This window comes from Saccharopolyspora sp. (assembly GCF_017434145.1).
GTDB lineage: Bacteria > Actinomycetota > Actinomycetes > Mycobacteriales > Pseudonocardiaceae > Saccharopolyspora_C > Saccharopolyspora_C galaxeae.
This window is the reverse complement of record NZ_JAFRFW010001068.1, coordinates 1-12,481: the sequence shown is the minus strand read 5'-3', so window position 1 is coordinate 12,481 and position 12,481 is coordinate 1. Positions and strand designations below refer to the sequence as shown.

Sequence of the window (12,481 nt, the reverse complement as noted above, 5' to 3'; positions counted from 1 at the left end):
GCGACGACTCGATGGAGGAGTGCCATGCCCGTCGACGCCGACGGCCCCGCCGCGCGCTCGCGCCGCCGCGGTTCGCAGACCGCGATCCCGTGCCTGTTCATGCGGGGCGGCACCTCGCGGGGACCGTTCTTCGACGAGCGGGCGCTGCCCGCGGACGTGACGACCCGCGACGCCGTGCTGCTCGCCGCACTCGGATCCCCCGACCAGCGGCAGATCGACGGAATCGGCGGAGCGCACCCGCTGACCAGCAAGCTCGGGATCGTGCGTCCGGGCACGCGGCCCGGGATCGACGTGGAGTGGACGTTCGGGCAGGCGCAGCCCGGCGGCAGCACCGTCGACGTGACGGCGAACTGCGGGAACATGCTCGCCGCGGTGCTGCCGTTCGCCATCGAGACCGGCATGGTCGTCCCGAGCGGCGACCGCACCACCGCGCGGGTGCTGACGCGCAACACCTGGATGGTCGCCGAGATCACGGTCCGCACGCCCGCAGGACCGGACGGGCAGCGCTACGTCGAATACGCCGGTGCTGCCCGCATCGACGGTGTTCCCGGGGGTGCCGCGCCGATCGAGATCGGGTTCCTCGACACCGCGGGCTCGGTGGCAGGCGCGCTGCTGCCCACCGGGAACGTGCGGGACACCGTCGAAATCCCCGGGCTCGGGCCGGTGGACGTGACGCTGATCGACAACGGTCAGCCGCTGGTGATCGTCGAGGCCGCGCGACTGGGCCGCACCGGCTACGAGTCGCCCGCCGAGATCGACGGCGACGACGACCTCAAGGACGAGGTGGAGGCGCTGCGCCTGGTCTGCGGCGAGGCCATGGGCCTCGGCGACGTCACGGACAAGAACTACCCGAAGATGACCCTGGTGGCGCCGCCCCGGCACGGCGGCAGCGTGTCCACCCGGAGTCTCATCCCGCGGGTGGCGCACCAGTCCATCGGCGTGCTGGCGGCGGTCACCGCGGCGACCGCCTGCGTGCTCGACGGAAGCGTCGCCCACGACGTCGCCACCGGTCTGGTCGGCACCGAACCGACCGTCTCGGTGGAACATCCCTCGGGCGAGTTCAGCGTGACCCTCGGGCTCGACTCCTCCGATCCGCCGCGCGTCGTGCGCTCGGCGCTGCTGCGCACCGCGCGCCTGCTGATGTCCGGCGACGTCCTCGTCCCGGCATCCCGCTGGACACCCCGCACGAAGGAGCAGTTCGCTTGATCATCGACGTGCACGGTCACTACACCACCGCCCCTGCGCCGCTCGGTCGCTGGCGCGAGGCCCAGGTCGCCGGGCTGACCGACCCGTCGCAGCGGCCCGATTCCGCAGGGCCGATCATCAGCGACGACGAGATCCGCGAGTCGGTCGAGCCGCATCAGCTGCGTCAGATGGACGAGCGCGGCATCGACGTGACCGTGTTCTCGCCGCGCGCCTCGTTCATGGCCCACCACATCGGTGACTTCGAGACTTCCTCGGCATGGGCGCGGATCTGCAACGACCTGTGCCACCGCGTCGCGGAGCTCTACCCCGAGCGCTTCGCGTTCGCCGCGATGCTTCCCCAGTCGCCCGGGTCGGACCCGGCGACCGTCGTGCCCGAGCTGGAACGTGCGGTGCGGGAGCTGGGCGCGGTCGCGGTGAACGTCAACCCCGATCCCTCCGGCGGGCACTGGACTTCGCCGCCGTTGACCGACCGGCACTGGTACCCGGTGTGGGACAAGCTCGCCGAGTTGGACGTGCCGGCCATGGTGCACGTGTCCACCAGTTGCAATCCGGCCTTCCACACCACCGGCGCGCACTACCTCAACGCCGACACCACCGCGTTCATGCAGCTGTTGCAGGGCGACCTGTTCACCGATTTCCCCGGGCTGCGGTTGGTGATCCCGCACGGGGGAGGCGGGGTTCCCTACCACTGGGGTCGATTCCGCGGTCTGGCACAGGCCTTGGACAAGCCGGATCCCGAGGACGCCTTGCTGGGCAACGTCTTCTTCGACACCTGCGTGTACCACCAACCCGGCATCGATCTCCTGCTCGACGTGATCCCGCACGAGTCCGTCCTGTTCGCCTCGGAGATGGTCGGCGCCGTCCGCGGCATCGACCCCCGCACCGGGCAGCACTTCGACGACACCCGCCGCTACGTCGAGAACGCCGGGCTCACCGAGGAATCCCGCGAAGCGGTCGAAGAGCGCAACGCGCGACGCGTCTACCCGCGGCTGGACGCGCGGTTGACCGCCCAGGGCCGCTGAACCACTCACCACGAAGGAGTCCGCACCGTGCACGAACTCGGAGTCGTTCACCGCACCATCGAGCGCGCCGATCGCGAGGCCGTCGAGGCCCTGTCGAGGTTCGGCGTGGCCACGGTGCACGAGGCCATGGGCCGAATCGGCTTGATGCGGCCGTACATCCGCCCCGTCTACCAGGGCGCGAAGCTCTGCGGCACGGCCGTCACCGTGCTGTTGCAACCGGGCGACAACTGGATGCTGCACGTCGCCGCCGAGCAGGTCCAGGACGGTGACGTGCTCGTGGCCGGCTGCACCACCGAGTGCGAGGACGGTTTCTTCGGCGAGCTGCTGGCCACCTCGCTGCGTGCCCGCGGTGCCGGTGGGCTGGTCATCGACGGCGGTTGCCGGGACACCGACGAGCTGCGCGAGATGGACTTCCCGGTGTTCTCCCGCGCCATCAACGCGAAGGGCACCGTGAAGGCCACTCTCGGCTCGGTCAACGTGCCCGTCGTGGTGGCCAACGCGCTGGTCAACCCGGGCGACGTGATCGTCGCCGACACCGACGGCGTCGTCGTGGTGCCCGCCGCCGAGGCGGCCGATGTCGCCAAGGCCGCGGCCGGGCGCGAGGACAGCGAGGCGGGCAAGCGCACCCGCTTCCAGGGCGGCGTGCTCGGCCTGGACCTATACGGCATGCGTCCCAAGCTGGCCGATCTGGGACTGACCTACCGCGACTGACGACCGATCGTCGCCTCGAATGCAACGACGCATGTCGTCCGCCCGGGCGACAGGAGGAGATCGATGAGCACCGCGCCCGAAGTCACTCCCGGATGGCTGCCCTGGGCCTCGAAACCCAGCAGCCCCACGTTCGTCCCGCCCGCCGGGGCCGTCGACGCGCACTGCCACGTTTTCGGCCCTGCCGCGCGGTTTCCGTTCGCCCCGGAGCGCAAGTACACGCCGGTGGACGGCACCAAGGAGCAGCTGTTCGGACTGCGCGATCACCTCGGCTTGGCGCGCAACGTCATCGTGCAGGCGACCTGCCACGGCAAGGACAACAGCGCCCTGCTCGACGCGCTGCGCGCCTCCGGCGGCTCCGCCCGCGGAGTGGCCACAGTGGACGCCGATGTGCCGCGTGAAGAGCTCGAGCGGCTGCATTCGGCGGGTGTGCGCGGTGTTCGCTTCAACTTCGTCAAGCGGCTGGTCGAGACCGTGCCGATGCGGGCGCTGGAGACCATCGCCGCGAAGATCGCCCCGCTGGGCTGGCACGCGGTCGTCTACTTCGAAGCCCCGGACCTGCCCGGGCTGGCGGAGTTCTTCCTGTCCCTGCCGGTCCCGCTGGTGGTGGACCACATGGGACGCCCCGACGTTACGAAAGACCGCGACGGCCCGGAATTCGCCGAGTTCCTCGACTTCGTGGCGCGCAGCGGGGCGTGGGTGAAAGTTTCCTGCCCCGAACGCCTGTCCAAGTCCGGCCCGCCCGCCCTCGGCGGCGAGCAGCACGCCTACGCAGACGTCGTCCCGTTCGCGCGCCGCGTCGTCGAGGCGTTCCCCGACCGGGTCCTGTGGGGCACCGACTGGCCGCACCCGAACCTGACCGACCACATGCCCGACGACGGTCTGCTGCTGGACCACGTCCCCCGGATCGCGGTCACCGCCCAGCAGCGGCAGGCGCTGCTCGTGGACAACCCGATGCGGCTGTACTGGCCGGACGAGCCCGCCTGAACCACCGGAGCGAACACCGGGCGACGAAGCCCACTCTTGCCATGAGGAGACCGCAGTGCAGCAGTCCGCTGATCGGGACGGGCCCGACCGGGTCGCGAACTCGGCCAACCGGCTGGACCGGTTACCGATCTCGAGGTTCCACAAGCGCACGATCGCCGCGCTGGCCTTCGCCTACTTCTTCGAGTTCGCCGACATCAACACCTTCGCCATCACCGCGCCCAAAGTGCGCCAGCAATGGGGCGCCGACGTCGAGCACATCGCCTACGTGACGTCGCTGTCGTTCGTCGGCATGTTCCTCGGTTCGGTGGTGGCCGGTGGGCTCGCCGACCGGCTCGGTCGCAAGCGGGCCCTGACGCTGACGACGACGTGGTTCTCGGTGTGGTCATTGGCGACGGTGTTCGCCTGGGACATCGCGTCGATGGGCCTGTTCCGGATCCTGACCAGCGCCGGGCTCTCGGCGATGACCGTGGTCGCGGTCGTCTACCTCAACGAACTCTTCCCGCGGGCCCAGCGCGGGAAGTTCCAGGCGTACGTGATCATGATCGGGATCTGCGGGACCCCGGTCACGAACCTCATCGCCTCGGCGGTGGTCCCGCTCGGCGAGCACACCTGGCGCCTGGTCTACCTGTGGGGCGCTGCGGGCGTGCTGTTCCTGCTGTTCCTGCGCAACCTGGTCGAATCCCCGCAGTGGCTGGAATCCCGCGGCCGCCACGACGACGCGGAGGCGGTGCTGCGAGGACTGGAGGCCAAGGCGGCGGCGGAGCACGGAGAACTGCCCGCGGCCGTCGAGCCGGTCGGCGAGGCTCGCGCCGCCAAGCCCGGATCGGCCGTGCTCAGAGACCGGAAGTTCCTCTCGCGGACCGCGCTGCTTTCGGTGCTGTGGATCACCCAGACGATCGGGTTCTTCGGCTTCTCCTCGTGGGCTCCGACACTGCTGGCCGCCGAAGGCGTCAGCGTGGAGGACTCCGTCTTCTTCGTCGCGCTGACCACCGTCGGCGCACCGCTGGGGTCCTTGCTGGCCGCGCAGGTCACCGACCGGTTCGAGCGCAAGTGGTGCCTGGTCGTGTTCGGAACGGTCATCGCAGGTTCCGGCCTGTTGTACGGGCTGACCTTCGTCCCGGTGCTGGTCGTCGTCTTCGGCTTCACGGTCAACCTGTTCGAACGCGGCTACACGTCCCTGGCCTACGCCTACTCGCCCGAGCTCTACGACACCGAAGGCCGCTCGCTGGGCACCTCGATCTCCTACGGCCTGGGGCGGCTGTCGAACGCGGTCGGGCCGTTGATCATCGCCGCGCTCTACAGCGGATACGGATACCGGACGGTCTTCGGCTTCATCGCAGGTACCTGGATCGTCGGCGCGCTCGCGCTGGCGCTGTTCGGTCCGGCCACCCGCAAGATCCGGCTGCAGGCCACGTCGCCGGAGCACGAGCGCGCCACCGATCGCTGATCCGAGGAGGACCTCATGCCCGCCATCGCCGTCCCGGAGAACCTCAGCACCCTCAAGCGGATGGTCGCCGACACGCCCACGCGTCCTCCGCTCGGCGACGTCGCCCATCTCGGCCACGCCCAGCTTTTCACGCCATGCCCCGCGGAAACGGTCGCGTTCTGCACCGACTTCCTCGGTCTGACGGTCACCGGCCAGGACGGTGCCCACACCTACCTTCGGACCTGGGACGACTACGAGCACCACAGCCTGGTCGTCACGCGCCGGGAGCGGTCCGGCATCGGCCGCACGGCGTTGCGCTGCTCCTCCGCCGAGGCGCTGCAACGCCGCAAGGCCGCCGTGGAAGCCACCGGCGCCTCCGGCGAATGGGTCCGGGACGAGCCCGGCATTGGTCCACTGTGGACCACCACGGACCCGGACGGCCACGAAATCGCGCTCTACCACGAAACGTCCTGGTACGAAGCGCCGCCCGAACTCGCCCCGGAGCTGAAGAACCAGCCGCAGGCCAAACCCGGCCGCGGTGTCGGCGTCCGGCGCCTGGACCACGTCAACTACCTCGCGGCGAACGTCGAGCAGGCCAGCGACTTCCTCATCGACGCGCTCGGCGCGCGACCCACCGAGCAGATCCGGCTGGACGACGGCAAGATCGCGGCCCGCTGGCAGACCTTCACCCAGAAGTCCTACGACCTCGTGCACACCGAGGATCGGACCGGTTCCGCGGGGCGGCTGCACCACATCGCGTTCGCCACCGACACCCGCGAGGACATCCTGCGCGCCGCCGACCTGGCCGTCGACACCGGTGTGTTCATCGAGACCGGACCGCACAAGCACGCCATCCAGCAGACGTTCTTCCTCTACGTCTACGAGCCGGGCGGCAACCGCATCGAGCTGTGCAACCCGCTGACCCGCCTGGTGCTGGCCCCCGACTGGCCGCTGATCACCTGGACCGCGAAGGAGCGCGAGAAGGGGCAGGCATGGGGCTTGCAGACCATCGAGTCCTTCCACACCCACGGCACCCCGCCGATCGACTAGGAGCTGTTCAGGAAATGGTTTGCGTAGCGGGTCGGGTAGTGGAACTCGCCGGTGGTCCGGCTGAGTCCTCGGGCGGCGCAAGCGGCTGCCGCCGCTTTTCAAACAGAACCTAGGGCCCGAGGTACCCACCATGACCAGATACCCGTCCCCGTCGGACTCAACGGCGTCCGCACCACCCAGCGCCGCCCGGCGGCGCGTGATCGTCGTCGCCGTTTGCTGGGCCTTGGTCCTGCTCGACGGCATCGACACCTTCGTCTACGGCGCGACGTTGCCCGAGATGATCGGCGAGGGCCATCTCGGTCTCACCGACGCCACCGCGGGCGACATCGGCAGCTACACCACGTTCGGGATGCTCGTCGGCACGATCCTGTCCGGCACGGTCACCCGCTGGGTGGGGCGCCGCCCGGCGGTGTTCGCCTCGGCGATCGTGTTCACCGTGGCCACCCTCGGGTCCGGGCTGGCCACGAGCGCGGGCGTGTTCGGACTCTTCCGGCTGCTGTGCGGTTTCGGGCTCGGTGCGCTGCTGCCGATCGCGATCGCCTACGGTATGGAGTTCACCACCGGCGGCCGCAGAGCCCTGGCCACCGGCATCATCATGACCGCGCACCAGACGGGCGGTGCGATCGCTCCGCTCGTCGCGCTGGCGCTGGTCGACACCGCCGGGTGGCGGTGGGTGTTCATCGCAGGCGCGGTACCCGCGGTGGTCCTGCTGCCCGGGGCGATCAAGCTGCTGCCGGAATCCCCGGCCATCTTGGCGGCTCGTGGCCGACCGGACGCCGCCGCGGCCGTCGAGGCGAGCTACGCCCTCGCTCCCGCGGCGCCCGCGTCCGCGCGCCCGGACCGGTTGGAGAGCCTGAAGGCGCTCTTCCACGACCGGCAGTGGTCGACGACGTCGCTGTTCTGGCTCACCTCGTTCGCCGGCTTGATGCTGGTCTACGGGGTCGGGCAGTGGCTGCCGAAGATCATGGGCGATCTGGGCTACGAGACCGGCGACTCCCTGCTGTTCTCCACCGCGCTCAACGTCGGGGGCATCGTCGGCATGTTCGTGGCGGGCCGCCTCGCCGACGCCGTCGGGCCGCGCCGGATCGTCGTCATCTGGTTCGCGCTGACCGCGGTCTTCGTTTACCTGCTGGGGGCGCACCTTCCGGTCGCGCTGCTCTACGTCGTGGTGTTCTTCGCCGGACTGCTGCTGTTCAGCGGGCAGACCATGGTCTACGCGACCGTCGGTGCCCACCACGACGCGAGCGACCGCGACACCGCCCTGGGCTGGGTGGCAGGCGTGGGCCGGTTCGGCGCGGTCTTCGGGCCTTGGCTCGGTGGGACGCTGCTCGCCGCGGGCCACGCCGACTACGGCTTCGCCGCGTTCGCGGTGACGGGTCTGTTCGCGGCGGTGACGATGGCGCTGGCGACCGCCACGATCAGGTTGCGCCGTGCTGGAACTCGATGCCGGGCTTGAACCCGATTCGGATGTCGACATGTCGCGGGAGGTAGTTGTGCGCGTTGCGGTTCTCGGGATGGGGGAGGCAGGACGGTGCTACGCCGCCGACCTGCTCGCGGCCGGACATGCGGTGGTGGCCTTCGACCCGGCGGACGTGCCGTTCCCGGACGGCGTCGAGCGCGCCGAGTCCCCGGCGCGCGCCGCGTCCGGTGCCGGGCTGGTGATCTCGTTGACCGGCGCCCGATTCGCCGAAGACGCCGCCGGGCAGGTCGCCGAATCCGGCGCAGGCGCGTGCTTCGCCGACTTCAACAGCGCGGACGTGGCGACCAAGCGCGCCATCGAGGCCGCACTGCCCGGCACTCCGGTCGCCGATGTGGCGGTGCTGGCGCCGGTCCCGCGCGCCGGTGCCCGCACGCCGCTAGAGGTCTCGGGCCCCGGTGCGGGGACGGTGGCCGAGGTGTTCGGACCCGTGGGTGCCGCGGTGGAGGTGCTCGACGCGGAAGTCGGTGCCGCGGCCGGGCGGAAGCTGCTGCGGAGCGTGTTCATGAAGGGCCTGGCCGCCACCGTGCTCGAGTCGGTCTCGGCCGCCGAGCGCGCGGGATGCGCGCAGTGGGCACGCGAGCAGATCGCGGCCGAGCTGGGCAGCGCCGAACTCGTGGACCGGCTCATCGACGGGAGCAGCCGGCACGCCGCTCGCCGGGTGCACGAGATGCGCGACTGCCGCTCGTACCTCGACGAGCTCGGCGCCGCCACCGATGTCTGCGACGCGACCATCACTTGGCTGCGGCGGCTGACCGGTGACGCGCCCACCGCCTGAACGCCGCTGTTCGCGGTCCGCCCGGTGAGGACGGGCGCACCGGGCGTCCACCCGCCCGTTAGCATTGATGGACAAAATTGTTAGCAAAAATCGGTACGGGGTAGGGCAGTGACGACAGCGAAGCGCGACGCCGAGCAGCCGGCCGCACAGCCGCCGGTGGCCGACGTGATCCGCGAGGCCATCACCAGGGGTGACTTCGCGCCCAACCAGCGCTTGGTGGAGGCTGAACTCTCCGAGCAGTTCGACGCCAGCCGAGCGGCGGTGCGCAACGCGCTGGTGCAGCTGACCACCGAAGGGCTGGTCGAGCGCATCCAGAACCGCGGCGCCCGGGTGCGCGCGGTCTCGCTGGAGGAGGCCATCGAGATCACCGAGGTCCGCATGGCGGTCGAGGGCCTGTGCGCGGCGCGGGCCGCGGAACGCGCCACCGACGAGGACCGCTCGGAGCTGCGCGAGATCGGCGAGCAGATGCGGGCCGCCGTCTCCGGCGGGGACGTGTGGGGGTACTCCGAGCTGAACAAGCGGCTGCACTCGCTGGTGCTGCGGGTCAGCGGGCAGCAGACCGCGCACGAGGTGCTCAGCAGACTGCGCGGCCAGAACGTGCGCCACCAGTTCCGGTTGGCCATGCACCCGGGGCGCCCCTCCGTGTCGCTGCCCCAGCACGTGGCCATCATCGAGGCGATCTGCGCGACCGACCCGGCGGCAGCCGAGCAGGCGATGCGCGAGCACCTGCGCAGCGTCATCGACGCCCTTCCCGAGGTGCACCGGACGCGCACCACCGCGCTCTGAGCGAACCACCGCGAAAACGCGTTGCGCGTGGCGTGTTCGGCCGTCGAGGTCGCTTGCGATCGTGGTCATGAATGCGGTCGGTCGCCGGGCTCGGTAGCTAGGGTGGACCGGTGGCTATTCGTGTTCCCCTTCAGGTCCGCAGCTACGAGCTGGACGCCCTCGGTCACGTCAACCACGCCGTGTACCACCAGTACGGCGAGGTGGCGCGAGTAGCCGGGTTCCGGGCGGCCGGTTGCGACTGGGACGGGCTGATCGAGAAGAACCTGGCCCCGGTGCTGCTGAGCACCACGGTGCACTTCCGGCAGGAGTTGCGGGTCGATGAGCGGTTCGAGGTGTCCTGCGAGGTGAGTTTCGGGGAGGGGAAGTCGTTCCACCTCGACTCGGTGGTCACCAAGGACAGTGGTGCGGTGTCGGCCGAGATCGGATGCGTTCTCGGTCTGATGGATCTGGACGCCCGGAAGCTCGTCGCGGACCCGAAGGCGGCGTTGGAAGCCGTCGGCTTCGACGCATCCGTGCTTTCGAAATAGTGGCGGAATAGAGCCAGTGGCAAAGACGAATTACGCACCCGGCATAGGAAAATCGTGTTCAGCGCTGGGTGGCATTGCCGCCGGGATTGTTGAACGTCGCGGCGCGTGGTGACCCCATTGGAGCAGCGCTCGCGCACGCACCGGAGCGGACGCGGCAACGACGTCCAACGTCAGAACGAGCGTCAGCGCCGTTTTCCGCGAGTATCCTGAGACCTATGGGTTTCGGAGTCCGCATCGGGCCACGACTCTTTCGCGTCCGAGTGAGCACGCGGGGGCTGGGGATCAGCAGAGGCATCGGCCCATTCTCGGTCCATGCGAACTCCGGCTCAGGACCAAGTGCTCGCCGTACGACGACGAGGCGCCCGCCGAGCAGCAAAGCTCCCGCGGTTGACCGCGGCCCGGTCCACCTGCCCGGCGACACCACGACCACCGACCTGATCGGTGCCGGCGCTGAGCAACTGGTGCCCACCGGGGCCGACGAACTCGCAGCCCAGCTCAACCGCGCGCAGCGCTGGATCACCGGGTGGGGTTGGGCGACCGTCGTCTGCGCGTTCGTTTCCTTCGCCGTGCCGCTGTTTTTCATCCCGGCGGTGGCGGCGCTGGTCGTTGCTCTGGTCGGCTTCGCGCGTCGCCGCGTCGTGCTGCACTACGAGGTCGATTCGGACCTGACCAAGTGGTTCAACGACCTCGTCACCGGGTGGCCCGCGTTCGCCCGGACCGATGGCAAATGGCGGGTGCAGACGAGCACGCACCTCAACCGGACGCACGACCGGAAGACGAACGCCGGCGCCGGTGATCTCGTGTCGCGGCACGACCTGTCGTTTCCGACGAGGTTGCCGCTCGCGCTGAACGCGAACGTCGAAGTCCCCACGGTGCAGGCAAAGCGGCACAGCCTGCTGTTCCTGCCCGACAGGTTGCTGGTGAAGTCCGGTGGTCGCTGGAGCGACGTGGACTACAACCACCTCGATGTGACCGTGCGCCGGATCAGGTTCGTCGAAGAAGGCTCGATACCTCGCGATGGAGTGCGGCTCGGCGAAACGTGGCAGTACGCCAACGTGAAGGGCGGGCCGGACCGCCGCTTCAAGAACAACCGCCGCCTGCCGGTGATGAGCTATTCCGAAGTCACGCTGTCCTCATCCGGAGGGCTCGGCTGGTCCTTGCAACTGTCGCGGCACGAGGCCGCGACGTGGTGGCAGCGGACTCTCCGCGCCCGTCCGCGAACGCCGTTGCTGACGAGCGCGCGGCTGGCGGACGCTGCGGTCTCTTCGGCTCTACCGGCACCTACGGCCGCAACGACGAACGCGGCCGAACCGGGGCCTCCAACGATCACCGCGCCACCCGCACCGGTCCGCCGACCGAAGTCCGCTGCCGGGAACGAGCACGTACCGCCAGACCCGGCGGGTCGGCCGCTCGAACCGTGGGGGCGTCCCTGGAGCACGATCGAGGTCGCGGGCGAGTCCTTTCACGAGAAGGCCTTCGCGGCGCTGTTCGCCGGGGCGCCGGAGTACAAGGAGCCCGGCGGCTCCGAGTCGCGGGAAAAGGCAGTGCTGGTGCCCGACCCCGGCAACCCGCACGGTGCGGGGCATGCGGTGGCTGTCTTCGTGCGCGGGCACCACGTTGGTTACCTCCCGCACGAGAAGTCCGCTGGGTATTTCCCGCAGGTCTCGGTCAGCACCGCTCGAGGTTGCGCTGTGACGGTCGATGCGCGCGTGTGGGCCGCCGAGAACTACAACGGGAGCGGATTCCGGGCCCGCGTCACGCTTTTCGTCGCGGAAGCCGAGGACTTCGGCTACCCGGCGTCGATGCCCGGTGACGCCAACGCCGTGCTGCTGCCGTTCGGCAATGCGTTTCAGGTGACGGGCGAGGAAGAGCACGTCGACTTCCTGCTGCCGTATGCCGGGCAGGACGTCGCGGTGACCCTCCACGGCATCACGGTCGAGAAGGCGGGCAAGCCGCTGGACTTGGTGCAGGTCCGACTCGATGGGCAGCCGGTCGGGCGGTTCACCCCGGCGACCAGTGCCAAGGTCGGGCCGCTGGTGAGCAGCGTCGAGCGTGTCGGCGGGTTGCCGGTGGCGCGCGCGGCCGTCGTCGGCGAGCCCACGAAGGCCGATGTCACGGTGTACGTAGCGCGCGCCCGAGACGTGCCGCAGGACTGGTTCGACAGCCTGCAGTCGCTCGCCTGAACCCGTTGGGCGAACGCTGCTGATCGCCGCGGCAGGCTTCGGCGTATACCGCTTCGACGAGATCAACACCGCGTTCGCCGATCTGGCCACGGGTGCGAGCCGGCGCGGCGTCGTGCTCGTCGCTGCGGAACTCGCCGGCCGATGAGCGCGCATCCGGCGCCGGGCGAGCGAGGGGAAGGCAACCGCAGCCCCGCCGTCGCGCAGGCCTTCGCGGTGCTCGCCGTGCTCGCCGACGGACAGCGAGGTCTGCGGTTGAGCGAGGTCGTGCAGCACGTCGGCGCGCCGAAGAGCTCGGTGCACCGGCTGCTGGCGACGATGTGCGAGCTCGGCG

Annotated in this window: 12 protein-coding genes; all 12 read left to right on the top strand. The window is 70.0% G+C overall.

Translation table 11 applies throughout. The features are described 5' to 3' along the window. The first annotated feature begins 24 nt into the window (after positions 1 to 24). On the top strand, positions 25 to 1,206 hold the full coding sequence (locus IJH84_RS29175) for a 4-oxalomesaconate tautomerase (protein WP_295151306.1): 1,182 nt from the start codon (positions 25 to 27) through the stop codon (positions 1,204 to 1,206). After that, entirely contained in the window at positions 1,203 to 2,228 is a 1,026-nt protein-coding gene (locus IJH84_RS29170) for an amidohydrolase family protein (RefSeq protein ID WP_295151304.1), read from the top strand. Before IJH84_RS29175 ends, IJH84_RS29170 begins: the two co-directional genes overlap by 4 nt. 27 nt (positions 2,229 to 2,255) lie before the next feature. Next, positions 2,256 to 2,939, top strand: a complete 684-nt coding sequence (gene ligK, locus IJH84_RS29165; RefSeq protein WP_295151302.1) for a 4-carboxy-4-hydroxy-2-oxoadipate aldolase/oxaloacetate decarboxylase — start codon at positions 2,256 to 2,258, stop codon at positions 2,937 to 2,939. A gap of 63 nt (positions 2,940 to 3,002) precedes the next feature. Then, complete coding sequence (locus tag IJH84_RS29160) at positions 3,003 to 3,923, top strand: amidohydrolase family protein (RefSeq protein WP_295151300.1); 921 nt, start codon at positions 3,003 to 3,005, stop codon at positions 3,921 to 3,923. Positions 3,924 to 3,978: 55 nt separating this feature from the next. Beyond that, a complete protein-coding gene (locus IJH84_RS29155; protein WP_295151298.1) occupies positions 3,979 to 5,370 on the top strand; it encodes an MFS transporter in 1,392 nt (463 codons plus the stop codon). A gap of 15 nt (positions 5,371 to 5,385) precedes the next feature. Then, the gene (locus tag IJH84_RS29150) at positions 5,386 to 6,399 is read left to right on the top strand and encodes a VOC family protein (protein WP_295151296.1); all 1,014 of its coding nucleotides are present in this window, start codon (positions 5,386 to 5,388) and stop codon (positions 6,397 to 6,399) included. A 130-nt stretch (positions 6,400 to 6,529) separates the two neighbouring features. After that, positions 6,530 to 7,855: an aromatic acid/H+ symport family MFS transporter gene (locus tag IJH84_RS29145; protein WP_295151293.1), complete on the top strand. Its 1,326-nt coding sequence runs from the start codon at positions 6,530 to 6,532 to the stop codon at positions 7,853 to 7,855. Positions 7,856 to 7,913: 58 nt separating this feature from the next. Next, positions 7,914 to 8,654, top strand: coding sequence for an NAD(P)-dependent oxidoreductase (locus IJH84_RS29140; protein ID WP_295151291.1), 741 nt, complete (start codon positions 7,914 to 7,916; stop codon positions 8,652 to 8,654). Positions 8,655 to 8,762: 108 nt separating this feature from the next. Next, positions 8,763 to 9,440 carry a GntR family transcriptional regulator gene (locus IJH84_RS29135; RefSeq protein ID WP_295151289.1) on the top strand — a complete coding sequence of 226 codons (678 nt, stop codon included), beginning with the start codon at positions 8,763 to 8,765 and terminating at the stop codon, positions 9,438 to 9,440. Positions 9,441 to 9,550: 110 nt separating this feature from the next. After that, entirely contained in the window at positions 9,551 to 9,967 is a 417-nt protein-coding gene (locus IJH84_RS29130; protein ID WP_200072838.1) for a thioesterase family protein, read from the top strand. Positions 9,968 to 10,428: 461 nt separating this feature from the next. Beyond that, complete coding sequence (locus tag IJH84_RS29125; RefSeq protein ID WP_295151286.1) at positions 10,429 to 12,150, top strand: hypothetical protein; 1,722 nt, start codon at positions 10,429 to 10,431, stop codon at positions 12,148 to 12,150. A gap of 141 nt (positions 12,151 to 12,291) precedes the next feature. Beyond that, the coding region (locus tag IJH84_RS29120) for a helix-turn-helix domain-containing protein (protein WP_295151284.1) at positions 12,292 to 12,481 on the top strand (190 nt) is incomplete at its 3' end.